Source organism: Azospira oryzae, from assembly GCF_004217225.1.
GTDB lineage: Bacteria > Pseudomonadota > Gammaproteobacteria > Burkholderiales > Rhodocyclaceae > Azospira > Azospira oryzae.
The window spans coordinates 68,821-93,708 of the sequence record NZ_SHKM01000002.1 but is presented as its reverse complement, the minus strand read 5'-3'; the positions used below and the strand labels follow the sequence as shown (position 1 = coordinate 93,708).

Here is a 24,888-nt window from a genome sequence, read left to right as displayed (position 1 = left end):
TACCTCAGTAGCGGCCGCCCGTCGGGGCAGTGGACGGCCCGCCGTTGACCGGCGGCTGCTGGCCGCCGGGAATGCCGCTGCCTCGTCGTTCGCCGCTGGCGGCAAAACCGCTGTCACCACTGCCTCCGGCCGGCCCGCTGCCGGGCAAGGGCGGCGGCGTGCCGTTGCGGACGGGCCGGCTGTGGCCGTCGTTGACCCGGGCGCTTTCCCCCGCGTCCAGCAGCAGGCAGCCGCCCTCGTTGCACACTTCAATCTGGCCGCTGTAGGTGGTGGCGCCCAGGCCCCCATCCGTCGCGTATTCCAGGCCATAGTCGGTGCCCCGGATGCCGATGGTGGCCACCGTGGTCTGCATGCGGTAATCCTCCCGCCGGGCCTTGCCGATGAGGCCGGTGATGGTGCGCAGGCCGCCCTGCAGCAGACTGAAGACGCCCCGGGCCGGCTGGGGGGTGGTGGCGGCAAACTGGTAGTCGTCGATGCGGAACAGGCTGCCGGGATTGAGGGAGAGCTGGCTGCCATCGGAAAAGCGCAACTGCAGCCGGCCGCCGGTGCCGGTGCGGATGCTGTCGCCAGGCCCCACTTCGCTGCCGCGGACGAGCTGGCGCGGCGGCTGGTCCGGCAGGCTGGCCGTGGCCTCGCCGACGACAAAGGCGACCCGGGCGGCGGCTTCTGCCCCCAGCACCGCCGCCGGACTGCCCGCCAGCAGCAGGCCCAGCAGCCAGGCGGCAAACAGGTTTCTGCTCATGCTGTCTTTTCCTCATCTTCAGTTGCGTTCCCTCCTTCCACTGCGCAGGAGGCCGGGGCCAGACCGGCCCGGTGATGTTGCCAGATTCTGGCGTAGGCCTGTTCCAGCTGGCGCACTCGGCGCCGGGTACCGAGGGGCCCATCCGTCGCGCAGCCCCGACGGATGTCGGCGGCCAGGGCCTGCCGCCAGGCCTCGTCCCGGCCCAGGCGGATGGCGGTGGCCACATAGGCCTCGGCACTTTCCACCGCCAGCTGGGGCAGGCCCAGGGCCCGTACCAGGCTGCCGCCCACCCGGGCCTGGAAGCCTTCCCCCTGCAGGGACAGCACGGGCGTGCCCATCCCCAGGGCGTCGGCGCCGGTGCCGTGGCCGTGGTAGAGGGGCGTGTCGAGCACGGCATGGACGTGGCGGTAGCGGGCCAGATAACGGGGCCGGGTGGTGCCCGGGGAAAAGTGCAGCCGGGTCGCCCCGATGCCGGCCTCGGCGGCCCGCCGGGTGAGCGCCGCGGCCACGGCCGGCGTCTCGGCGTGGAGCCACAGCACGGCTTCGGGCACCGCCGCCAGGACGGCCTGCCACAGGACCATGGCCTGGGCATCCACCTTCCAGGTCTGGTTGAAACAGGCGAATACCACTGGGGCGGCGGGAGCGCCCAGCTCGGCCGCCTCCGCCAAGGGAACGGCGGGTGCCTCGCTGTCCAGCAGGAAGAAGCTGTCCGGCAGCCGGATCAGGGCTTCGGCCCAGTGGGCCTCGCTGCCCGGCGGGCAGACGTGCCGGTCCACCAGGGCGTAGTCGGCCAGGCCCCTGCCGAGGGTGCCCGGGTAGCCCTGGTACAGCACCTTGAGCGGGCTGCCGGGGCGCCGCGCCAGGCGGGGGCGTCCGCCCCGGGTGTAGCCGGCCAGGTCCACCAGGATCTGGATGCCGTCCCGGGCCATCCGCTGCTCTAGGTCTCCGTCGCTGAGTCCATAAACTTCGGTGAAGGCATCCGCCTCCCGGCGCAATTGGCGGCGCACTTCGCTGCCGTCGTCCCGGGAGTCGGCATAGAGGGTGATGTGGCAGCGACGGCGGTCATGGTGCCGGCAGAAGGAGCGCAGGCAATGGCCCATGGCGTGGTCGCCGAAGTCCGGCGACAGGTAGGCGATGCGCAGGGTGCCGTCATGGCGGGCCCGGGGCTGGGGCCGGGTGGTGGCCGGAGGCATTGCCGCCAGCAGGGCGTCGGCCCAGCGGTCGGCCAGACGGCGCCGGACAGCCGGTGCCAGGGGGGCGGAGAAGAGGGCGAAGGCGCTGTGCCAGTCCGTCGCTGTGGGCGCCAGGGGATAGGCGGCGCTTTCCCGGGCGAAGGCTTGCCGCTGTGCCCACTCTCCCTGGCCCGCCTGCTGGCGGTGGTAACCGGTAAAACACTGCAGCGGGCTGGGCAGGGGGCCGGGGCCGAAGACCTGGCCGGTGAGCGGGTTGGTCCAGTGGCGGCGCTCCCCGGGAGCCCGCTCCCAGGCTTCGCCCAAGGCCGTCCGGGCCGGCTCCCAGCGGGCCTGGGCGGCCAGGGCCATGCCCCACAGCAACTGCAGGCGGGCATCCGTGGCGCCGGCCAGCAGGGCCTCGGCCTCCGGGGCTCGGCCGGCTGCCAGCAGTATTTCCCCTTGCAGTTGCCGCAGGGTCCGGTGCTCATCCGCCGGCTCGGGTGTCAGGGTTCGCAGGAGCGCCAGGGCCTCTTCCGTCTGCCCCATGCGGGAGAGCAGGGAGGCGTGGCGCATGCCGGCGGGGAAGGACAGGGCTGGCGTTGCCGCCGGAACCCGCCCATAGGCGGCGATGGCGCCGGCGTGGTCGCCGTCCATTTCCAGCAGGCGCCCCAGGTTGAGCAGGCATTCGCCGGCTGCCGGCCGGTACTCGAGGCACAGGCGCAGGACCTGGCAGGCCCGGGCATTGTTCCCCTGGAGGTGAAGGGTCGTGGCCAGGGCATTGGCGGCGTTGATATGGGCGGGATCCAGGGCCAGGCAGTGTTCCAGCGGCGCCACGGCCAGGCGGGGCTGGCCGGCTTGCAGCTGGCACACTCCCAGCAGGAAGGCGTGTTCGGCGGCATCCCCGGGCCGGGGCGGATTGGCCTGCAGCCACTCCCGGGCCGCCTGGGGCGCCCCCCGGGCCAGCAGGTCCCGGGCGGGAGCCAGGGCGCTGTCGCTCATGGGCCGGGGCCTTACGGCGTCCGCCCGACTACTTCTTGAAGACGGCGGCGCCGCTGATCTTGCCCAGGTCCGTACCGGGCAGGTTGTCCAGGAACTGGTAGGTCAGACCGGCGTGGGAGGCGCCGCTGCCGGCAAAGAAGCCGCTGAGCTGGCCGTTGGTGCAGGCGCCGCCACAAATGAAACCGCCGGAACTGAAAACCCCGTAGGACCAGGAGGCGGTATCGGTGATGACGTAGGTCTTGCCGCCGATGGGCACCGTCATGTTGACCCCCACCTGGTAGGTGCTGAAATTCACCGAAAGCTGGCCGGTGACGGCCTGGGTGCCGACCACGCCGGTGGTGGAGGTGGGCATGGTGAAGCCCAGCATGTTGTAGGTGCTGGTGCCGGAGGAGGAAAACACCGGATCGTTGGTGGGGGTGGGTTTGCCCACCACGTAGTGGACGTCCTTCAGGGCCTGGTCACTCGGGCCGTCGCCGGTCAGGACGCCGCTGCTCCAGCGGCCCCAGCCGATGGTGCCGTCGGTGAAATAGAAGCCATTGCCCTGGGCGCTGTAGTTGAGGACGCCGACCGCAACGGTGCTGAGACTGCCGTCGCTGCCGAAGCCCGCATTGGTGTCGCCGAAGTAGGTGATGTAGGGGTTGCCGGATTTGACGCCGGCCCAATGGAAGTTGTAGCCCTCGCCGCTGGGTAGCAGGGGGGAGTTGAGGGTGGGGGTACCGTTGCCGGAACGCTGCTCGCCGCTGGCGAAAAACACCTGGGGCGAGACGCTGGGCGGCGCCGGCGGCAGGTTGGTGCGGGCCTCGGTACGGCTGGGCTGGGAGGTGGGGGTGGTGACCAGGGCCGATTCGCCGCTGGACAGCAGCAGGCAGCCGCCGCCGTTGCACACCATGACCTGGCCTTCGCCGGTGGAGACGGTGATGCCGTCGCCGTAGGTGATGGAGTACTCGGTGCCCCGGATGCCGATGGTGGCCACGTTGGTGGTGACCCGGTAGTTGTCCTTGTTGGTGCGCCCGATGAGGCCGGTGATGGTGCGCATGCCGCCCTTGAGCAGGCTGAAGAAGCCCTGCTCGCTGCCGTCCGCCTGGCCGGCGTAGCGGTAGCTGTCCACCCGGAAGTCGCTCTGGGGCTGCAGGGAAACCAGGGAACCGTCGGAGAAGCGCAGCTGGGCGCGGCCGTCCCGGGTGCTGACCGTTTCCCCGGGCTGGACTTCGGCGCCCTTGCTCAGGGGGCGGGTACTGCCGGCGGCGCCGAGGGCCACCACGTTGCCGACGGCGAAATCGACCCGGGCGGCGGCTGCGGCCGTGGCCAGGCCCGGGTAGGCAGCGGCCAGGGCCAGCAGCAGGGGGGAGGGGCGGGAGGTGAGGGCGATGTGCATGGCGGGACCTGCTTCAGAAATCGCGGCGGACGGTAACGGAGACCACCTGGCGGTGGTAATCGTTGAGGGTCAGGTTGGAGTCGTTGCGGGTATAGCTGAACTGGGGCGTGATGTGCCATTCCCGGCTGGGACTGAAATTGGCCCCCACGTTGATGTTGGCCTGCAGGTCCTGGCGGATGCTGAGGAAGAAGGGGTCGCTGCCGTGGTAGCGGCGCTGTTCCAGATTGGCGTTGGCAAAGCCGACCCAGCGCGGGGCCAGGTCCATCTGGCCGCCGATGCGCACGCCCACCAGGTCGTGGCCCATGAATGTGGCCAGCTCGTTCTTTTCCATCTCGGTGCCCACGTAGGCGCCGCCGTAGATGACCTGCCCCTCGCGGAAAGCGTGGGCGTAGGCGCCGCCGACGACGAAACGGTCCGTGTTGCGGATGGCCTGGCCCGGGTAGGTGAGGCTGGCGTACTGGAGGTAGAGGCTGGCCTGGTTGCGGGAGTCGTAGTTGTGCTGCCATTGGCCGGTGAAGCCCATGGCGTCCCGGTAGCGCTCGCCGTTGAGGCGGAAGGTGCTGGCCTGGAGGGCAAGGGAATACTGGTTCTTGTCCGCCGCCTTGGTCAGGCCCAGATTGGCGTCCCAGCTGCCGTTGTCGAAGTCGGTATCGTTGCTGTTGAGGCGCTGGGAGAAGGCGGCACCACCGGTGACGGCCAGGCCGGCCTGCAGGGGAGTGCGGAAATTGATGCCGCCGGCCACGTTGGTGAAGGTGTCACCGTTTTCCTTGGCGCCGCTGCCGACCGGGAACATCCAGCCGCCGAAGAAGGGAATGGCGTACTCGCCGCGGCTGGTGCCGCTGTTGACGTTGCTGTCGATGCCCAGACCCAGCTCCAGATAGCCGCGCACCTGGGTGCGGGCTTCGTCCTCCAGGCGCTCCACTGCTGCCAGGAAACGCTCGATGGTGCTGCCCACTTCGGCCGGCACGCCCATGCTGCGCACATTCTCGAACTCGCGGCGGGCATTCTTGGTCTCGCCCAGGGCCAGATAGGCCCGGGCAATCTCGGCCCGGGCCCGGGCGTTGTTCGGTTCCTGGGCCAGCACCCGTTCCAGGGCGAAGACCGCCCGGGTGTTCTGGCCCGCCTCCAGGGCGGCCAGCCCCAGCAGCAGGTCGTATTCGATTTCCCCGGCCCGTTCGGGCTCCAGGCTTTCCAGCAGGACATAGGCTTCGCTGCCCTTGCCGCTTTCCAGCAGGCGTCCGGCTTGGCCCAGGGTGGCATCGGCCCCCCAGGCGGCGCCGCAGCCCAGCAACGACAGGACGACGCAGACATTCAATACGGATTTTTTGACTTTCACCCCAGACCCCAATTCAACAATTTCTTATCGCGGCTAATGTGGCAAAGCAGCATGGCAATGTCAATGCAGTTATTCCCATTTTTCATGGGCTTGGCGCGATATTTGAGAAAATTCTGGCGAAAAAAAAGCGGCGGGAAATCCCGCCGCTTTCTGTGCCGCACCGCCGGGTCAGCGTACGCAGTCCACGTAGTAGCCCACCTTGCCGTCCCGCTCTTCCTTGACCAGACCGTGGATGTCGGTCTCGAAGCCGGGGAATTTCTCGTTGAAATCCCGGGCGAACTGCAGGTACTGCATGATGGTGCGGTTGAAGCGCTCGCCCGGGATGAGCAGGGGAATGCCCGGGGGGTAGGGGGTGAGCAGCACCGAGGTGACCCGGCCTTCCAGCTCGTCGATTGGCACCCGGTCGATTTCCCGGTGGGCCATCTTGGCGAAGGCGTCGGCAGGCTTCATGGCCGGCACCATGTCGGAGAGGTACATCTCGGTGGTCAGGCGGGCCACGTCGTTGGAGCGGTAAACGGCGTGGATTTCCCGGCACAGGTCGCGCAGGCCGACCCGCTCGTAGCGCGGGTGCTTGGCGACGAAGGCGGGCAGTACCTTCCACAGGGGCTGGTTCTTGTCGTAGTCGTCCTTGAACTGCTGCAGTTCGGTCACCATGCTGTTCCAGCGGCCCTTGGTGATGCCGATGGTGAACATGATGAAGAAGGAGTAGAGGCCGCACTTCTCCACGATCACGCCGTGTTCGGCCAGGTACTTGGTGACGATGGCGGCGGGAATGCCCCGTTCGGCGAACTCGCCGTCCACGTCCAGGCCCGGGGTGATGATGGTGGCCTTGATCGGGTCCAGCATGTTGAAGCCGTCGGCCAGGTTGCCGAAGCCGTGCCAGCGGTCGCCGGGCTTGAGCATCCAGGCGTCCCGCTCCTCGATGCCTTCCTCGGAGAGGTCGTCCGGGCCCCATACCTTGAACCACCAGCCGGAGCCCCACTCCTCGTCCACCTTGCGCATGGCGCGGCGGAAGTCCAGGGCCTCTGCGATGGATTCCTCCACCAGGGCGGTGCCGCCCGGCTCTTCCATCATGGCCGCGGCCACGTCGCAGGAGGCGATGATGGCGTACTGGGGGCTGGTGGAGGTGTGCATGAGGTAGGCCTCGTTGAACACGTCCCGGTCCAGGTGGCTGTTCTCCGCGTCCTGCACCAGGATCTGGGAGGCCTGGGAAAGGCCGGCCAGGAGCTTGTGGGTGGACTGGGTGGAGAAGACCATGGACTCCTTGCAGCGGGGCCGGTCGGCGCCGATGGCGTGGTAATCGCCGTAGAAGTCGTGGAAGGCGGCGTGGGGCAGCCAGGCTTCGTCGAAGTGCAGGGTGTCGATCTTGCCGTCCAGCTCTTCCTTGATGGCTTCCACGTTGTAGAGGATGCCGTCGTAGGTGGACTGGGTGATGGTCAGCACCCGGGGCTTGGCGTTCTTGTCCGTGGCGAAGGGGTTGGCGGCGATCTTCTTCTGGATGTTCTCCCAGGCGAACTCGCTCTTGGGGATGGGGCCGATGATGCCGAAGTTGTTGCGGGTCGGCATGAGGAAGACCGGGATGGCGCCGGTCATCATGATGGCGTGCAGGATGGACTTGTGGCAGTTGCGGTCCACCACCACGATGTCGCCCGGGGCCACGGTGGAGTGCCAGACGATCTTGTTGGAGGTGGAGGTGCCGTTGGTGACGAAGTACAGGTGGTCGCAGTTGAAGATGCGTGCCGCATTGCGCTCGGAGGCCGCCACCGGGCCGGTGTGGTCCAGCAGCTGGCCCAGTTCCTCCACGGCGTTGCAGACGTCGGCGCGCAGCATGTTCTCGCCGAAGAACTGGTGGAACATCTGGCCCACCGGGCTCTTCAGGAAGGCGACGCCGCCGGAGTGGCCGGGACAGTGCCAGGAATAGGAGCCGTCCGAGGCGTAGTGGGTGAGGGCCCGGAAGAAGGGCGGCGGCAGGGATTCCAGGTAGGCCTTGGCTTCCCGCACCACGTTGCGGGCGATGAATTCCGGCGTGTCTTCATACATGTGGATGAAGCCGTGCAGTTCCCGCAGCACGTCGTTGGGGATGTGGCGGGAGGTGCGGGTCTCGCCGTGCAGGAAGATGGGAATCTCGCTGTTGCGCAGGCGGATTTCGCTGACGAAGGCGCGCAGGCCGGCAATGGCCTTGGCGGACGCCTCGGGCGAGGAGAACTCCTCGTCGTCGATGGACAGGATGAAGGTGGAGGCCCGACTCTGCTGCTGGGCGAAGGAGGTCAGGTCGCCGTAGCTGGTGACGCCCAGCACTTCCAGACCTTCGGCCTGGATGGCTTCCGCCAGGGCCCGGATGCCCAGGCCCGAGGCATTCTCGGAGCGGAAGTCTTCGTCGATGATGATGACCGGGAAGTGGAAGCGCATGGCTGTTCCTCAAAAGACGGCGACCCGCCGGAGCGGGTCACAGGATAAGTCGAAAATGTTGCGCGAAGGCGTCAGATCTTGGGCAGGGTGACGCCCACCTGGCCCTGGTACTTGCCGCCCCGGTCCTTGTAGGAGGTCTCGCAGACCTCGTCGGACTCGAAGAAGAGCACCTGGGCGCAGCCCTCGCCGGCGTAGATCTTGGCCGGCAGGGGGGTGGTGTTGGAGAACTCCAGGGTGACGTAGCCTTCCCATTCGGGTTCGAAGGGGGTGACGTTCACGATGATGCCGCAACGGGCGTAGGTGCTCTTGCCCAGGCAGACGGTGAGTACGCTGCGGGGGATGCGGAAGTATTCGACGGTGCGGGCCAGGGCGAAGGAGTTGGGCGGGATGATGCAATAGTCCGCCTCGATCTCGACGAAGGACTGGGGATCGAACTTCTTCGGGTCCACGATGGTGGAGTTGATGTTGGTGAAGACCTTGAATTCCCGGGCGCAGCGGATGTCGTAGCCGTAGCTGGAGGTGCCGTAGGAAACGATCTTCTCCCCATTGACCTCGCGCACCAGCCCCGGCTCGAACGGTTCGATCATGCCGTGCTGCTCCGCCATGCGGCGGATCCACTTATCGGATTTGATGGCCATGCCAGCTACCCCAACACCTTGGAAAAAAGCGGATTCTACTTGGTGTTGGGGTGCACAAAAAGGGTTTTTACAGGAGGGGAAGCCCGTGGTGGGCGGGGCGGGGGCCGGCGGTGCCGCTGCTGGGGGGAAAATGCAGGCAGATCAAGTGGATGGCGGGGGCTCGGGTAGTCCTTTGCCCCCGCCGGCGGCTCAGGTGTTCTGCACCACGATGTTGGGGAACTTGGCGGTCAGGTCCTTGGCCTTGTCGGCGATCTTCACCGCCACCCGGCGGGCGATGGCCCGGTAGATTTCCGCCGGGCGGGAATCGGGGGCGCCGACCACGGTAGGCTTGCCGGTGTCGGCCATTTCTCGGATGGCCAGTTCCAGGGGCAGGGCGCCGAGGAATTCCACGTCGTAGTCCTTGCACATCTGCTCGCCACCGCCGTGGCCGAAGATGTGTTCTTCGTGGCCGCACTTGGAACAGATGTGGATGGACATGTTCTCGACGATGCCGAGGATGGGAATGCCCACCTTCTCGAACATCTTCAGGCCCTTGCGGGCGTCGATGAGGGCGATGTCCTGGGGTGTGGTGACCACCACGGCGCCGGTCACCGGCACCTTCTGGGAGAGGGTCAGCTGGGTGTCGCCGGTGCCCGGCGGCATGTCGATCACCAGGTAATCCACGTCGCGCCAGTTGGTATCCCGCAGCAGTTGTTCCAGGGCCTGGGTGACCATGGGGCCGCGCCAGACCATGGGGGTTTCCACGTCTTCCAGGAGGAAACCGATGGACATGGCCTGGATGCCGTGGGCCTCCAGGGGCTCCAGGCTCTGGCCGTCCTTGGATTCGGGCTGCTTGCCGGCCAGGCCCAGCATCTGGGGCTGGGAGGGGCCGTAGATGTCGGCGTCCAGCAGGCCGACCGTGGCGCCTTCCTGGGCCAGGGCCAGGGCCAGGTTCACGGCGGTGGTGCTTTTGCCGACGCCGCCCTTGCCGGAGGCCACGGCGATGATGTTCTTGACGCCCGGCAGCAGCTTCACGCCCCGCTGCACGGTGTGGGAGACGATTTTCACATAGACATTGGCGGAGACGTTGCCGGCGCCGGGCAGGGCCTTGATGGCGGCGATGACCCGGGTGCGGATGGCGTCGATCTGGGTCTTGGCCGGGTAGCCCAGCTCGATGTCCAGGGAAACGTCATTGCCGTCCACCTTGATGTTGCGGGCGGCCTTGGAGGAAACGTAGTCCTTCTGGGTATTGGGGTCGATCAGGGACTGCAGGGCAGTGTGGACGTCGGCGACGCTGATGGTCATGGCAGGGAACTCCTGTGGGAAGCCTGATACTTGAGTGATTTTGTCGAGTATACCCCAAGGCAGGGGCCGGCCAAAAGCGCTCCTTGGCTGTTGCGTCGGCTTCTTTTCGTTCTTTTCCAGGGCCGGGCCGGGTCCTGGGCCCAGCGTTTGGTAAACTCCCGCCTTTGCTCCGACTTTTTCAGGCTCCCCCATGAAGCGCAAGATCCTCGTCACCTCCGCACTGCCCTACGCCAACGGCTCCATCCACCTGGGCCATCTGGTGGAGTACATCCAGACCGACATCTGGGTGCGCTTCCAGAAAATGCGGGGCCACGACTGCTGGTACGTCTGCGCCGACGACACCCACGGCACGCCCATCATGCTGCGGGCCCAAAACGAAGGCATCACCCCGGAAGCCCTGATCGAGCGGGTCTACGGCGAGCACACGCGGGACTTCGCCGGCTTCCTGGTGGGCTTCGACAACTACTATTCCACCAACACCCCGGAAACCCGCCGCTGCGCCGAAGACATCTACGGCAAGCTGCAGGCGGCCAGCCTGATCGAGGTGCGCTCCATCGAGCAGTTCTACGATCCGGTGAAGGAGATGTTCCTGCCGGACCGCTTCATCAAGGGCGAGTGCCCCAAGTGCGGCGCCAAGGATCAGTACGGCGACAACTGCGAGGTTTGCGGTGCCGCCTACACCCCCAACGACCTGAAGGACCCGTACTCCGCCGTGTCCGGCGCCAAGCCGGAAATGCGTTCGTCCGACCACTATTTCTTCAAGCTCTCCGATCCCCGCTGCCAGGATTTCCTGCGCCGCTGGACCCGGGAAGAGGGGCGCCTGCAGCCGGAAGCCGCCAACAAGATGCAGGAGTGGCTTGGGGCCGAGGGCGAGAACAAGCTCACCGACTGGGACATTTCCCGGGACGCCCCTTATTTCGGTTTCGAGATTCCCGGCGCCCCGGGCAAGTACTTCTACGTCTGGCTCGACGCCCCCATCGGCTACATGGGCTCCTTCGCCAATCTGTGCGAGAAGAATGGCCTGGATTTCAACGAATACTGGGCCAAGGATTCCCAGGCCGAGCTGTACCACTTCATCGGCAAGGACATCCTCTATTTTCACGCCCTGTTCTGGCCCGCCGAGCTGGAGCAGGCCGGCTTCCGCACCCCGACCAAGGTTTTCGCCCACGGCTTCCTCACCGTGGACGGGCAGAAGATGTCCAAGTCCCGCGGCACCTTCATCACTGCCGAGAGCTACCTCAAGCAGGGCCTCAACCCGGAATGGCTGCGCTACTACTTCGCCGCCAAGCTGACCAACACCCTGGAAGACATCGACCTGTCCCTGCCCGACTTCACCGCCCGGGTGAATTCCGATCTGGTGGGCAAGTATGTGAACATCGCCAGCCGTGCTGCCGGCTTCATCGCCAAGCGCTTCAACGGCCAGCTGGCCGTGGCCGACCAGTCCCTGGCTCCCTATGCCGCTATCCGGGAAGCCGCCCCGCGCATCGCCGAATACTACGAGAACCGGGAATTCGGCCGCGCCCTGCGGGAAATCATGGCCCTGGCCGATGGCGTTAACCAGTATGTGGACACGGTGAAGCCCTGGGAGCTGGCCAAGCAGGAGGGCCAGGACCCGGCCCTGCACGCTGCCTGCACCAATGCGCTGAACCTGTTCCGCCTGCTCACCGTGCTCCTGAAGCCGGTGCTGCCGGTGCTGGCCGACAAGGTGGCCGCCTTCCTCAACGTCGCCCCCTTCGCCTGGGACGACGTCAATGCCGTGCTGGCCGCCGGCCATGCCATCCAGCCCTACGAGCACCTCATGACCCGCATCGACCCCAAGCTGGTGGAAGCCCTGGTGGAGGCCAACAAGGCTTCCCTGGCGCCTGCCGTTGCTGCAGCCCCGGCCAAGGCCGCGGAGAAGGGCGCCGAGCATTCCCAGCAGCGCCACGCCGAAAAGCAGCAGAAGGAAGCCCAGGTGGCCCAGGCCGCCGCCGAGACCGGCCCCCACATTTCCATCGACGACTTCATGAAGGTGGACCTGCGCATCGCCAAGATCGTGGACGCCAGCCATGTGGAAGGCGCCGACAAGCTGATCCGCCTGCAGCTGGATATCGGCGAGGAGAAGCCGCGCCAGGTCTTCGCCGGCATCAAGTCCGCCTACGATCCGGCCGCCCTGGTGGGCCGCTTGACGGTGATGGTGGCCAATCTGGTGCCGCGCAAGATGAAGTTCGGCATGTCCGAAGGCATGGTGCTGGCGGCCTCCGATCCGGAAGGCAAGACCGGCGGTCTGTACATCCTTTCCCCCGATGCCGGCGCCCAGCCCGGGATGCGGGTGAAATAACCAAGGGGTCTAAGTTTGCTAAAAATTCAGCCTGTAAGTTCTGTGTCAGGCCCAGGCCCTAGGCTGACGCCATGATCCTGCCCCAAGGTAAAAGGCGCTTTTCCCTGACCCTGCCCATCGTCGGCTTCGCCCTCCTGGACGTGGTCGGCATGGTGGCGTTCGCCGTCGGCCTGGCCTACCTGACGGGCAAGGAACCCCTGTTTTTCCGCAACTTCCCGTCCTCCATGGGCGAGGCTATCCTCAGCACCCTCGCCGGTTTGGGTCTCATGCTCTGGGCCGCCGCCCAGATCCTGCGCGAGACCCTGAAACAGGTTCCCCCACAAGACAGCACAGCACAACAATGAGCGCTTTCCGACCGAAGCTCCTGGACTGCCTGCCTGACTACGACCGGGCCCAGTTCGGGCGCGACGTGTCGGCCGGCCTCACTGTCGGCGTCCTGGCCCTGCCCCTGGCCATGGCCTTCGCCATCGCCTCCGGCGTCGATCCGGCGGCCGGTATCTGGACCGCCATCGTCGCCGGTTTCATCATCGCCGCCCTGGGCGGCTCCCGGGTGCAGATCGGCGGCCCCACCGGTGCCTTCATCGTCATCGTCTACGGCATCGTCGCCCAATACGGCCTGGCCAACCTGCTCATCGCCACCATGCTGGCCGGGCTGATCCTCATCGGCATGGGCCTGGCCCGCCTCGGCGCCCTGATCCGCTTCATCCCGGTGACGGTGGTGATCGGCTTCACCAACGGTATCGCTGTGCTCATCTTCATCAGCCAGATCAAGGAATTCCTTGGCCTGGACATGGAGGCCCTGCCGGCCGAGTTCTTCGCCAAGATGAAGGTGCTGGCGGCTAACCTGCCCAATACCGATCTGCCCACCCTGGCTCTGGCTTCCGTCTCCCTGGTGCTGCTGGTGCTGTGGAACAAGAAGGTGGCCGGCAAGCTGCCCCTGCTGGGCAAGTTGCCCGGCCCCCTGGCGGTGCTGATCGCCGGCACGGTGGCCCAGTCCCTGCTCGAATTCCCGGTGGAGACCATCGGCAGCCGCTTTGGCGGCATTCCCCAGTCCCTGCCGGCCTTCGCCTTTCCCGAGCTGACCCTGTCCACCCTGCGCAACCTCATTTCCCCGGCCATCACCATTGCCCTGCTGGGGGCCATCGAGTCCCTGCTCTCCGCCCGGGTGGCCGACAGCCAGATCGACGACCGCCACGATCCCAACCAGGAACTGCTGGCCCAGGGCGTCGCCAATGTGGTGGCTCCCCTGGTGGGCGGTTTTGCCGCCACCGGCGCCATCGCCCGCACCAGCACCAATGTGCGGGCCGGCGGCCGTACTCCGGTGGCCGGCATGGTGCACGCCCTGACCCTGCTGGCGGTGGTGCTGGTGGCGGCCCCCCTGGCCAGCGACGTGCCCCTGGCCACCCTCTCCGCCATCCTCATGGTGGTGGCCTGGAACATGGGCGAGTGGCACGAGTTCAAGGAACTGCCCCGTTACTCCATGAACTACCGGGCCATCCTCCTTTCCACCTTCTTCATCACCGTGGTCTTCGACCTGACCCTGGCGGTGGAGATCGGCATGGTGCTGGCTTCCCTCTTCTTCATCTACCGCATGTCCGAGCTGACCAAGGTGGCGCCCCTGAGCCTGCCCGACTGGGCGGCGGGCCAGCCGGTGGCGGCCTACAGTCTCTACGGCTCCCTCTTCTTCGGCGCCGTGGGCAAGCTGCAGACCCTGCTGGACCAGCATGCCCAGGGCACCCAGGTGCTGATCCTGGACCTGCACCAGGTGATCAACCTGGACACCACCGGCCTGGACACCCTGGAGGCCCTGCAGCGCATGCTGGCCAAGCGGGGTGGCTGCCTGATCCTGGCCGGGCTCAATGCCCAGCCCGGTTCCCTGGTGTCCCGCTCCGGCTTTGCCGACGACGTGGGGACGGACAACCTGGTGGACAGCCTGGCCGAGGCCTGGCAGCGGGCCGCCATCCTGCTGCCCCGGGATGAGGCAGGAGGCTCCCCGTCCCATGCCTGAACGGGCGGTGCGGCTGCGGGTGCGCGGCCTGGTGCAGGGTGTCGGCTTTCGCTGGTCCCTCTGCAGCGAGGCCCAAGGCCTGGGGCTGAGGGGCTGGGTGCGCAACCGCAGCAACGGTTCGGTGGAGGCCCTGGCCTGGGGCGAAGCCGAGGCGGTGGCCGGACTGCTGGCCTGGGCCGCCCAGGGACCGCCGGCCGCCCGGGTGAGCGGGGTGGAGATCCTGGAAGCCGCGCCGGAAGCCGATCCGACAGAAGGTTTTGAACAGCGCCCCAGCCTCTGACACAATGCCGTCATGGATAATCTCCTGCGCGGCGCCGCCCCCCTCGAACTCTATGTCTGGCTAGAGCCGGAGGAGTCCTTGCCGGGATGGGATTTCCAGAGCGGCGGCCCCCATGCCGAGCCGCGCACCGTCTTTCCCTCCGGCATCAATCCCCAGCTGGTGCACAACTACTTCGCCGAATACAACCTGGAGTTCTTCCGCCAGCGCAGCTTCGAGCGTTATCCCTCCCGCCTGCACGCCCAATTCCTCTTTGCCACCCGCACCGACGCGGAGAACTACCGCAACAAGCATCCCGGCCGGGTCTTCGGCAAGTTGCTGACCCGGGTCACCACCCGGGGCGCCTATACCTGCTCCTACCACGACGCCAACTGGATCGATTACCTGCACCTGCCCCACAACCTGGATCTGGATACCCTGGGCGAGATTTCCCGGGCCTACTGGGCGGGCACCCTGGTGGAAGAGGCCGGACTGACCTTCATGGACCAGCCCTGGCGGGAGCCACCGGTGATCGAGGCGGTATTCCAGGGCAGCCTGGTGCCCGAACCCCTGCCGGCCCGGGCCATCGGTCTGTTGCCGGGCTTCGAGCCTTACCTGGCGCGAAATTGACAGCGTCCTGACCCTCGGTTAGATTCGAAAAGCGCTGGCACGGGCGCCAACCATGGCGTCCGGCCTGGGGCTCAGACCCCGATCCCGATTCCCCCATCCCCGTCATTCAGGAGAAAAACAATGGCCGTTCTCGTCGGTAAACAAGCCCCCGATTTCAAAGCCCTGGCCGTCCTCGGCAACAACGAAATCAAGGAAGTGACCTTTTCCGAGCACATCAAGGGCAAGTACGCCGTCCTCTTTTTCTACCCCCTGGACTTCACCTTCGTCTGCCCCTCCGAACTGATCGCCTTCGACCATCGCCTGGCCGAATTCAAGCAGCGCGGCGTCGAAGTGGTGGGCTGCTCCATCGACTCCCAGTTCACCCACCTGGCCTGGAAGAACACTCCCGTCGAGAAGGGCGGCATCGGCCAGGTCGGCTATCCCCTGGTGGCCGACATCAAGCATGAAATCTGTCAGGCCTACGACGTGGAAGCTGCGCCCGGCGTCGCTTTCCGCGGCTCCTTCCTGATCGACAAGGCCGGCGTGGTGCGCCACCAGGTGGTGAACGACCTGCCCCTGGGGCGCAATATCGACGAGATGCTGCGCATGGTGGATGCCCTGCAATTCACCGAAGAGCACGGCGAAGTCTGTCCCGCCGGCTGGAACAAGGGCAAGAAGGGCATGACCGCCAGCCCCGAGGGCGTCGCCAAGTACCTGGCCGAGAACGCCGAGGCTCTCTGAGTCCTGCGTCCGCCCTCCGGGGCGTCGCCCGAAAAGCCACCGGCAACGGTGGCTTTTTTTATGGTGCAGGGCGTTGGCACCACTTCGGTGCGACACCGTGTCACATTCCCGCCCGGCGCCGCTGCCGCCAGAATCCCACCCCTGAAAAGCTGTCAATAACATCTCAGGGGAGCATCATGCAGTTCATGCCTAGCCGGCTCAGTCTGGCCATTTTTCTCGCATTTCCACTGGTGGCCGTCGCTGAAGACGGCACCACCCTCGACACCGTGGTCGTCACCGCCCCGCGCATGGAGGAGCCGCTCAAGGTCGTCACCGACCCCAAGGCCCCGCGCCAGCCGCTGCCGGCCCACGACGGTGCCGACTTCCTCAAGACCATCCCGGGCTTTTCCGTCATCCGCAAGGGCGGCACCGACGGTGACCCGGTGCTGCGGGGCTTTTCCGGCTCCCGCCTGGGCATCCTCCTGGACGGCCAGGAAATCTACGGCGGCTGCGGCGGCCGCATGGATCCGCCGACGGCCTATGTCTATCCCGAATCCTACGACCGCGTGACGGTGCTCAAGGGCCCGCAGAGCGTGCTCTACGGCGCCGGCCAGTCGGCCGGGGTGGTGCTGTTCGAGAAGGACATCAAGCGCTTCCGCGAAGCCGGCTGGAAGGCCAATGGCAGCCTCACCTTCGGCAGCTTCGGCCGCAACGACCAGATGGCCGACATCCGGGCCGGCAACGGCAACTTCTACGTCCAGGCCGGGGCGACCCGGGCCGATTCGGACGACTACAAGGATGGCAACGGCAACACCGTGCACTCCCGCTACACCCGCTGGAGCAACAATGCAGCCATCGGCCTGACGCCGGACGACAACACCCGCATGGAACTGTCCCTGGCCCGCAGCGACGGCGAGGCTGCCTACGCCGACCGCTCCATGGACGGCTCCAAGTTCGCCCGGGAGAACGTGGCCCTGAAGTTCGAGAAGCGCAAGCTTTCCGCCCTGGTGGACAAGGTGGAGGCCCAGGCCTACTACAACTACGTGGACCACGTGATGGACAACTACAGTCTGCGCACCAAGCCGCCGGCATCCAGCTACATGGTCAGCAATCCGGACCGCAAGACCCTGGGCAGCCGCTTCTCCATCACCCTGGCTCCCGGCGATAGCACCAAGGTCACCATCGGCGTGGACCAGAAGGAAGATACCCACCGCTTCCGTTCCGGCATGTCCATGATGAGCGCCGCGGCGGCTGAAACGAGCTACCAGTCCAAGGCCTGGGCCGAGGACATGATCTTCAAGCAGCATGGTCTGTTCAGCGAAGCCACCCACCTGCTGGCCGAGGATCGCCGTGTCATCGGCGGCCTGCGTGTGGACTGGCATGAGGTGCAGGACAAGCGCGCCACCAGCATCACCCGGGGTAAGACCGACAAGGAGACCCTGGGCAGCGGTTTCCTGCGTTACGAGAACGACTTTGCCAAGGGTGCCGGCACCTGGTACGCCGGCCTGGGCCATGCCGGCCGGACCGCCGATTTCTGGGAGCGGGGCAAGGGCAATCCCCTGGCGCCGGCCACCAGCGTCTTCCTCGACGTCAAGCCGGAAAAGACCACCCAGCTGGACGTGGGCGCCAACTATCGCAACGGTCCCTGGAGCGGTGCGGTCTCCGGCTTCTACAGCAAGGTGCAGGACTACCTGCTGATCCGCTGGGTCGGCACGGCGGTGACGCGCAATGTGGATGCCACCATCTACGGCGGCGAAGCCGACCTGGCCTACCAGTTCAATTCCGCCTGGAAGGGCTACGGCACCCTGGCCTACGTGCGCGGCAGCAACGACACGGACGACAAGCCCCTGGCCCAGCAGCCGCCCCTGGAGCTGCGGGTCGGCCTGTCCTATGACGACAAGACCTATTCCGTCGGTGCCCTGGCCCGGCTCGTTTCGGCCCAGGACCGCTACGACGTGGGTTCCGGCAACATCGTTTCCAACGGCAAGGACCTGGGACGCAGCGGCGGCTTCGGCGTCTTCTCCCTCAACGCCGGCTATCGTCCCAACAAGAAGGCCCTGCTCAGTGCCGGCGTGGATAACCTGTTCGACAAGGTCTATGCCGAGCATCTGTCCAAGGGCGGCTCCGACATTGCCGGCTACCTTGGTGCGTCGACGCTACGCATCAACGAGCCCGGGCGCACCTTCTGGCTGAAGGCCCAGATCGCCCTCGACTGAGTTCCTGTACTACCTCTCGAAAGTTCAGGCCCGCTCCCCAGCGGGCCTTTTTTTTAGCTTGCCGGGGCGGCGAAGAGGCGGGCCAGGGTGGCCTGGTAGGCTGCCGCTTCTACCTGGCCTTCCGCCGGGGCCCAGGGGGCCAGTTCGTCGCCGGTGAGGGGCAGGTAGGGGCCGGACTTGGCTTCGAGGAAGACAGTGCCCGGGCACAGGGCCAGGACGGAGTGCCAGGTGCCGTGGGGGATGTCCACGCCCAGGGTGTGGCTGCCCGGGGCCAGCACGGCAGTGCCGGCGATGTTGCCCTGCCCGTCGAAGGTCACCAGGCCCAGGCGGCCGCTGAGGACCACCATGGTTTCATCCTTGTTGGGGTCCAGGTGGCGGTGGGGCGGCACGTAGGAGCCCGGTTCCAGGGCGTTGAGCAGGCGGTGGCCCGGGTAGTCGTCCCGGGGATGGAAATTGCGGTTCTTGCGGAGCCGGGGCGAGGCCTGGGCTTCGGCTGTCACCTCCGCCAGCAGGGCGCCGTCGATGAGGCGGACGGACATGGGCCTACTTCAGGTTGCGGGCGGAGAGCAGGACCACCTGGCCGCCGAAGAAATTGACGGTGATGCCCTGCTGTTCGCTGCCCCAGGCGCAGGAACGCACCCCCAGGGTTTCGTCGCAGTGGCTGGGCTCGCCGATGATGGCCGTCACTTCCTCGTACTTCTGGCCCATTTTCAGCTTGCCGTAGTTTTCCAGGGTGACCTTGGAACAGGCGGCCAGGGCCAGTGCCAGGGCAACGGCGAGAAGGGGTTTGCAGTTCATGGCAGGCTCCTCAGGAGTGGGGTAAGCATGGCCCGGCCGGGCCGGAGTTAGTTGTACTGCAGCTCGACACCGGCGGGGCTGAGCCAGTCCTGCAGGGTTTGCAGCAGGTCGTCGTCCGGTCGCACCCGGGTGCCTTCGCCCAGGATCAGCTCGCACTGGGCTTCGCCGTTGCGGTAGGCGATGCGTACCGGGCAGCCGCCTTCCATGCGGAAGGGGGTGAGCAGCTCCTGCAGCTTGCGCGCATCGGCCTGGCCATTCATCGACAGGCGCAGCTGGCGGGCGAAGCGGGTGCGGGCTTCGGGCAGGGTGTAGAGATTCTCGGCGACGATGCGCAGGCCGTCGCGGAAGTCGTCCTTGCTCACCTTGCCTTCGATGATCAGGGGTTCGTCCACCTTCAGCTTGTTGCGGTGGGCATCGAAGACCTCGCTGTAGACCGTCACCTCCAGCGACGGGCAGGAGCCGTCGTCCAGGATGATGATGCCCATGCGGCCCCGGCTGGTCATCTTCACCCGCAGGTCCATGACCACGCCGGCCAGGGTCTGGGGCTCCCGTGCCGGAGCCAGGGCGCTCAGGGGGCGGCCGGCGAAGCGCTTGGCTTCGCTGCGGATGCTGTCGAAAGGATGGCCGGAATAGAAGAAGCCGAGGGCGGTCTTTTCTTCCAGCAGGCGCTGCTTGTCGCTCCAGGGGCGGACGCTGACGTACTGGGGCGCTTCGGCCACGGCGTCGTCGCCGCTGCCGAACATCTCGAAGAGGCCGCCCTGGTGGGCGTTGCGCTCGGCCTGGTCGGCCGCTTCCATGGCGATGCTGACGGAGGCGATGAGCTGGGCCCGGTCCCGGCTCGGGTCCAGGGTGTCGAAGGCGCCGGCGCGGATCAGGGCTTCGATGGTACGGCGGTTCACCAGGCGCTTGTCCACCCGCAGGCAGAAGTCGAAGAGGTCCTTGAAGGGACCGCCTTCGGCGCGGGCGGCGAGGATGCACTCCACCGCCTGCTGGCCGGTGCCCTTCACCGCCCCCAGGCCGTAGCGGATGGTCTTGCCGTCCACCGGCACGAAGCGGTAGTCGGAGTGGTTCACGTCCGGCGGCAGCACCTTGATGCCGTTTTTCACCGTGTCTTCGTAGAAGATTTTCACGGTGTCCGTGTTGTCCATGTCCGAGGACATGGTGGCCGCCATGAAGGCCGAGCAGTGGTGGGCCTTGAGCCAGGCGGTGTGGTAGGTGACCATGGCGTAGGCGGCGGTGTGGGACTTGTTGAAGCCGTACTCCGCGAACTTGGTCATGAGGTCGAACAGCTGTTCGGCCAGGGCCGGGTCGTAGCCCTTCTTCTTCGCCCCTTCGGCAATGGTCTCCCGGTGCTTGGCCATTTCCTCGGCCTTTTTCTTGCCCATGGCCCGGCGCAGCATGTCGGCGCCGCCCAGGGTGTAGCCGCCGATGATCTGGGAGATCTGCATCACCTGTTCCTGGTACACGATCACCCCGTAGGTGGGGTCCAGGCAGCCCTTCAGGTCCGGGTGGAAATAGTCGATCTTCTGCTGGCCCTTTTTGCGCAGGATGAAGTCGTCCACCATGCCCGAGCCCAGGGGGCCGGGACGGTACAAGGCCAGCACGGCGATGATGTCTTCGAAGCGGTCGGGGGCCAGCTTCTTCAGCAGCTTCTTCATGCCCTCCGATTCCACCTGGAAGATCGCCGTGGTGTTGGCGTCCTTGAGAATCTGGTAGGCGGCGGGGTCGGTGAAGGGCAGGGAGAGCAGGTCCAGCTTTTCGCCGGTGAGCCGTTCCACGTACTCCACGGCCAGCTCGATAATGGTCAGGTTGCGCAGGCCGAGGAAGTCGAACTTCACCAGGCCGACTTTTTCCACGTCGTCCTTGTCGTACTGGCTGACCACCGAGTCGGAGCCGGGCTGGGCGTAGAGGGGGCAGAAGTCGGTGAGCTTGCCCGGGGCGATCAGCACGCCGCCGGCGTGCATGCCCACGTTGCGGGTCAAGTCCTCCAGCTTCATTGCCAGCTCGAACAGCTCGGCCACTTCCTCTTCCTCCTCCATCTTCTCCTTCAGCTGGGGTTCCATTTCCAGGGCCTGGGCCAGGGACACCGGCTTGTTGGCTTCCACCGGGATGAGCTTGGAGAGGGAGTCGCAGAAGTTGTAGGGCAGGTCCAGCACCCGGCCCACGTCCCGGATCACCGCCTTGGAGGACATTGTGCCGAAGGTGGCGATTTGGGACACCGCATCGACGCCGTACTTGTGGCGCACGTACTCGATCACGCGCCAGCGGTTGTCCTGGCAGAAGTCGATGTCGAAGTCGGGCATGGAGACCCGCTCGGGGTTGAGGAAGCGCTCGAACAGCAGGGCGTACTGCAGCGGGTCCAGGTCGGTGATGCCCAGGCTGTAAGCCACCAGGGAGCCGGCGCCGGAACCCCGGCCCGGGCCCACGGGGACGCCGTTGTGCTTACCCCAGTTGATGAAGTCGGCCACGATCAGGAAGTAGCCGGGGAAGCCCATCTGCACGATGGTCTTGGTCTCGATTTCCAGGCGCTCGTCGTACTCCGGGCGCCGTCGCTGCCGCTCCTCCGGGTCCGGGAACAGCAGTTCCAGGCGCTTCTCCAGGCCGGCCTTGGCCTCGTTGATGAGGTGCTGATCCAGGGAGATGCCGTCGGGGGTGGGGAACTGGGGCAGGAAGTTCTTGCCCAGGGTTAGGGTCAGGTTGCAGCGCTTGGCGATTTCCAGCGTGTTTTCCAGGGCCTCGGGCAGGTCGGCGAAAAGCTCCGCCATTTCCGCCTGGGTCTTGAAATACTGCTGTTCGGTGAAGGTCTTGGGGCGGCGCCGGTCGCCCAGGACATAGCCCTCGGCGATGCAGACCCGGGCCTCGTGGGCCTTGAAGTCGTCGGCGTCGAGGAACTGGATCGGGTGGGTGGCCACCAGGGGCAGTTCCAGGTCGGCGCCGAGGTCGGCGGTGGCCGACACCAGCTGCTCCTGCTGGGGATGGCCGGCCCGCTGCACTTCCAGGTAGAAGGCCTGGGGGAACTGGGCACTCCAGGCCTTGGCCCGGGCCGCCGCCAGGTCCCGGTTGCCGGCCAGGAGGGCGTCGCCCACGTCGCCGTCCTTGGCGCCGGAGAGGGCGATGAGGCCGTCGCAGCCCACTTCGTCGAACCAGGCCCGCTTGATCTCGGCCCGGTCCCGCCGGCCTTCGGCCAGGTAGGCCCGGGACAGCAGTTCGCACAGCTGCAGGTAGCCCCGGTGGCTGCGCACCAGCAGCAGCAGGCGGAAGGGGCGGTCGGTCTCGGTTTCGTTGGCGATCCACACGTCGGCGCCGGCGACGGGCTTGACGCCCTTGCCGCGGCAGGCGTTGTAGAACTTCACCAGGCCGAAGGCGTTGGCCAAGTCGGTGAGGGCCATGGCCGGCTGGCCGTCGGCGATGGCGCGGGCCACGGCGTCGTCGAGGCGGACGATGCCGTCGGTGATGGAGTATTCGCTGTGGAGGCGGAGATGGACGAAGCGGGGATCGGTCATCCGGGAATTTTACCCCAGCCGGGGGCCGGCTTCCCCCTTTACGCCAGACCCTCGGTCAGGGCCTGGCACAGCTCCCGGTCCTCCAGGGCCGCCAGGAACCAGGCCAGGGCACGGCCCTCGTGGGAGGGGCGCCAGGCAATGTGGAGCGGGGTGCTGCCCTTGGGTTCGGCCAGGGTCCTGGTGACCAGGCGGCCTGCCGCCACTTCCCGCGCCACCAGCCAGGGCGGCAGGTGGCCGACGCCAAGACCGGCGGCCTGGGCCGCCGCCTTGCTCTGCATGTCCGGCACCCGCAGGGCGTCCTGGCCTTCCAGCAGGCCGCTGGTGCGGGCGGCCAGTTCCCGGGAAGTGTCGGCCAGCACCACGGCCCGGTACCGGGCCAGTTCGTGGGCCGGGATGGGCTCGGGCACCGTGCTCAGGGGATGACCGGGGGCCATGGTGAATACCAGCTCCATGGTGCCCAGGGGCCGGGTGGCGATGCCGCCCCGGGCCGGCATGTCGCCGGGGGCGCCGATCACCAGGTCGGCCCGGCCCGTGGTCAGGGCGTCCCAGCAGCCCCCCAGGACTTCGTAGGAGAGGCGCAGGCGGGTGCCGTGGCCTTCGTCGTAGAAGCGCTGCAGCAGGGGATAGAGGCGCTCGCCGGGGATGACCGAGTCCACCGCGATGGACAGCTCCGTTTCCCAGCCGGTGGCCACCCGCTTCACCCGGGATTCCAGCTCCAGGGCGGCGCGCAGCAGATGGCGGCCGTCCTCCAGCAGGGTGCGACCGGCGGCAGTGAGGATGGCGCGGCGGCCGCTCTTCTCGAACAGTTCCACCCCCAGCTCCCCTTCCAGCTTCTGCATGGCGTGGGAGAGGGCCGAGGGTACCCGGTGCAGGCGGCTGGCGGCGGCAGCGTAGGAGCCCTGGGTGTCGATGGCGTCGAGGATCTGCAGGGCGTCGAGGGAGATGCGCATAGGTGAAGGAAATTGAATGAATCGGTGAGTTCATTTCGCTGGAATCACTCTAATCCATTGCTTAGTATGGCTTCAACCCATGAATGCTAATGAACAATACTTCTTGCCAAGGAGCCCGACATGATCCAGCTACGTCCGTCCGACGCCCGGGGCCAGGCCGATCACGGCTGGCTCCAGGCCAAACACAGCTTTTCCTTCGCCGACTACTACGATCCCCGGGAAATGGGCTGGGGCGCGCTGCGGGTGATCAACGAGGACCGGGTGGCGCCGGGCACCGGCTTTCCCATGCACGGCCACCGGGACATGGAAATCGTCACCTACATCCTCTCCGGCGCCCTGGAGCACAAGGACAGCCTGGGCAACGGCGGCATCATCCGCCGCGGCGAGGTGCAGCGCATGAGTGCCGGCAAGGGCGTGCTGCACAGCGAGTTCAATCCTTCCGCCGATGAGGAAACCCATCTGCTGCAGATCTGGATCGAGCCGGCCCTCAAGGGAGGCAGGGCCAGCTACGACCAGCACCGGCTGTTCACGCCGGACAACGCCAGCCTGTGGGTGCTGGTGGCTTCGCCGGACGGCCGCGACGGCAGCGCCGTGATCCAGCAGGACGCCCTGCTGCTGGCGGCCCACCTGGGCCCGGCCGAGGCGGTGCGCCACGCCCTGGCGCCAGGCCGTCTGGCCTACGTCCATGTCATCCGCGGCCAAGTCAGCCTCAACGGCGTGGCCCTGGCCGCCGGCGACGGCGCCAAGATTGCCGACGAATCCGAACTGGCCTTCCAGGGCGGCGCCGAGCCGGGGGAGTTTCTTCTCTTCGACCTGCCGCCCGCGGCCTGAGCGTTGCCTGCCGTTGGTCCTGATTTCCCATTCCCAACTTCCCAACCCCCGACAGACTGAAGGAGCGTTTCATGGCAAAGATCGCCATCGTGTATCACAGCGGCTACGGCCACACCGCCAAGCAGGCCGCCGCCGTCGCCGCCGGCGTCAATGAGGTGGCCGGCGCCAGCGCCCAGCTGGTGGCCCTGGACGACATCGCCGCCGTGCCCTGGGCTGACCTGGATGGGGCCGATGGCATCATCTTCGGCGCCCCCACCTACATGGGCGGCCCCTCCGCCAAGTTCAAGGAATTCGCCGACGCCTCCTCCAAGGCCTGGTTCACCCGGGCCTGGCAGGACAAGGTGGCCGGTGGCTTCACCAACTCCGCCTCCCTCAACGGCGACAAGCAGGGCACCCTGGGCGCCCTCGCCACCCTGGCCCTGCAGCACGGCATGATCTGGGTCAGCCTGGGGCTGCTGCCGGCCAACAGCTCCAAGGCCCAGCGCAACGACGTGAACCGCATGGGTGCTTCCTACGGCGCCATGGCCCAGTCCGACTCCGACGTCGGCCCCGACGTGGCGCCCCCTGCCGGCGACCTGGAAACGGCCCGCCTCTACGGCGCCCGGGTGGCCGCCACCACCCTGCGTTTCGTCCGCGGCAAGCAGTAAGCCGCCTCCGCCCCACTCCGGCCCCGGCTTCGTGCCGGGGTTTTTGCTATAGTGGCCGGCACAATAGAAGGAGGG

The 24,888-nt window shown here is 66.9% G+C and carries 20 protein-coding genes; 9 read left to right on the top strand and 11 right to left on the bottom strand.

Annotation, left to right across the window (positions count from 1 at the left end):
- Positions 1-4 precede the first annotated feature (4 nt).
- The 7 genes from EV678_RS09605 to apbC all read right to left on the bottom strand — a co-directional run bounded on the left by EV678_RS09605 (position 5) and on the right by apbC (position 9,955).
- Positions 5-742: a FecR family protein gene (locus EV678_RS09605; protein ID WP_130459375.1), complete on the bottom strand. Its 738-nt coding sequence runs from the start codon at positions 740-742 to the stop codon at positions 5-7.
- Positions 739-2,913: an O-linked N-acetylglucosamine transferase, SPINDLY family protein gene (locus EV678_RS09600; RefSeq protein ID WP_130459374.1), complete on the bottom strand. Its 2,175-nt coding sequence runs from the start codon at positions 2,911-2,913 to the stop codon at positions 739-741. The genes EV678_RS09605 and EV678_RS09600 overlap by 4 nt, the downstream gene beginning before the upstream one ends.
- Positions 2,914-2,941: 28 nt before the next feature.
- Positions 2,942-4,288 carry a FecR family protein gene (locus EV678_RS09595; RefSeq protein ID WP_130459373.1) on the bottom strand — a complete coding sequence of 449 codons (1,347 nt, stop codon included), beginning with the start codon at positions 4,286-4,288 and terminating at the stop codon, positions 2,942-2,944.
- A 13-nt stretch (positions 4,289-4,301) separates the two neighbouring features.
- Positions 4,302-5,624 carry a surface lipoprotein assembly modifier gene (locus tag EV678_RS09590; RefSeq protein ID WP_130459372.1) on the bottom strand — a complete coding sequence of 441 codons (1,323 nt, stop codon included), beginning with the start codon at positions 5,622-5,624 and terminating at the stop codon, positions 4,302-4,304.
- A gap of 168 nt (positions 5,625-5,792) precedes the next feature.
- Complete coding sequence (locus EV678_RS09585; protein ID WP_014236346.1) at positions 5,793-8,033, bottom strand: arginine/lysine/ornithine decarboxylase; 2,241 nt, start codon at positions 8,031-8,033, stop codon at positions 5,793-5,795.
- Between the two features lie 71 nt (positions 8,034-8,104).
- Positions 8,105-8,671 carry a dCTP deaminase gene (dcd, locus tag EV678_RS09580; RefSeq protein WP_014236347.1) on the bottom strand — a complete coding sequence of 189 codons (567 nt, stop codon included), beginning with the start codon at positions 8,669-8,671 and terminating at the stop codon, positions 8,105-8,107.
- A 189-nt stretch (positions 8,672-8,860) separates the two neighbouring features.
- Positions 8,861-9,955: an iron-sulfur cluster carrier protein ApbC gene (gene apbC, locus EV678_RS09575; RefSeq protein ID WP_130459371.1), complete on the bottom strand. Its 1,095-nt coding sequence runs from the start codon at positions 9,953-9,955 to the stop codon at positions 8,861-8,863.
- Positions 9,956-10,145: 190 nt separating this feature from the next.
- Here apbC and metG point away from each other — a divergent pair, with 190 nt between their 5' ends.
- The 7 genes from metG (at position 10,146) to EV678_RS09540 (ending at position 18,084) form a co-directional block, all read left to right on the top strand.
- Positions 10,146-12,275, top strand: a complete 2,130-nt coding sequence (metG, locus tag EV678_RS09570; RefSeq protein WP_130459370.1) for a methionine--tRNA ligase — start codon at positions 10,146-10,148, stop codon at positions 12,273-12,275.
- 71 nt (positions 12,276-12,346) lie between these two features.
- Complete coding sequence (locus tag EV678_RS09565) at positions 12,347-12,619, top strand: hypothetical protein (RefSeq protein ID WP_130459369.1); 273 nt, start codon at positions 12,347-12,349, stop codon at positions 12,617-12,619.
- Positions 12,616-14,283, top strand: a complete 1,668-nt coding sequence (locus EV678_RS09560) for a SulP family inorganic anion transporter (RefSeq protein ID WP_130459368.1) — start codon at positions 12,616-12,618, stop codon at positions 14,281-14,283. The genes EV678_RS09565 and EV678_RS09560 overlap by 4 nt, the downstream gene beginning before the upstream one ends.
- Positions 14,276-14,563 (top strand): acylphosphatase, encoded by a 288-nt coding sequence (locus tag EV678_RS09555; RefSeq protein ID WP_130459367.1) that lies wholly within the window; start codon positions 14,276-14,278, stop codon positions 14,561-14,563. Before EV678_RS09560 ends, EV678_RS09555 begins: the two co-directional genes overlap by 8 nt.
- Positions 14,564-14,575: 12 nt before the next feature.
- Positions 14,576-15,169, top strand: a complete 594-nt coding sequence (locus EV678_RS09550) for a hypothetical protein (RefSeq protein WP_014236353.1) — start codon at positions 14,576-14,578, stop codon at positions 15,167-15,169.
- 120 nt (positions 15,170-15,289) lie between these two features.
- On the top strand, positions 15,290-15,889 hold the full coding sequence (locus tag EV678_RS09545; RefSeq protein ID WP_014236354.1) for a peroxiredoxin: 600 nt from the start codon (positions 15,290-15,292) through the stop codon (positions 15,887-15,889).
- A 230-nt stretch (positions 15,890-16,119) separates the two neighbouring features.
- Positions 16,120-18,084, top strand: coding sequence for a TonB-dependent copper receptor (locus EV678_RS09540; protein ID WP_235832444.1), 1,965 nt, complete (start codon positions 16,120-16,122; stop codon positions 18,082-18,084).
- A 53-nt stretch (positions 18,085-18,137) separates the two neighbouring features.
- Here the strand turns inward: EV678_RS09540 and EV678_RS09535 are convergent, their stop codons facing one another.
- From EV678_RS09535 to EV678_RS09520, 4 genes are read right to left on the bottom strand one after another with little or no spacing between them, the layout of a single operon-like run.
- On the bottom strand, positions 18,138-18,623 hold the full coding sequence (locus tag EV678_RS09535) for a WbuC family cupin fold metalloprotein (RefSeq protein WP_130459365.1): 486 nt from the start codon (positions 18,621-18,623) through the stop codon (positions 18,138-18,140).
- A gap of 4 nt (positions 18,624-18,627) precedes the next feature.
- Positions 18,628-18,882, bottom strand: a complete 255-nt coding sequence (locus EV678_RS09530) for a hypothetical protein (RefSeq protein ID WP_014236357.1) — start codon at positions 18,880-18,882, stop codon at positions 18,628-18,630.
- 47 nt (positions 18,883-18,929) lie between these two features.
- Positions 18,930-22,385, bottom strand: a complete 3,456-nt coding sequence (gene dnaE / locus EV678_RS09525; protein ID WP_014236358.1) for a DNA polymerase III subunit alpha — start codon at positions 22,383-22,385, stop codon at positions 18,930-18,932.
- Positions 22,386-22,423: 38 nt separating this feature from the next.
- Positions 22,424-23,335: a LysR family transcriptional regulator gene (locus tag EV678_RS09520; RefSeq protein ID WP_130459364.1), complete on the bottom strand. Its 912-nt coding sequence runs from the start codon at positions 23,333-23,335 to the stop codon at positions 22,424-22,426.
- A gap of 120 nt (positions 23,336-23,455) precedes the next feature.
- On the opposite strand from EV678_RS09520, the gene EV678_RS09515 reads away from it, so the two are divergent.
- Positions 23,456-24,166 (top strand): pirin family protein, encoded by a 711-nt coding sequence (locus EV678_RS09515; protein ID WP_130459363.1) that lies wholly within the window; start codon positions 23,456-23,458, stop codon positions 24,164-24,166.
- Between the two features lie 71 nt (positions 24,167-24,237).
- Positions 24,238-24,813: a flavodoxin family protein gene (locus tag EV678_RS09510; protein ID WP_130459362.1), complete on the top strand. Its 576-nt coding sequence runs from the start codon at positions 24,238-24,240 to the stop codon at positions 24,811-24,813.
- Positions 24,814-24,888 lie beyond the last annotated feature (75 nt).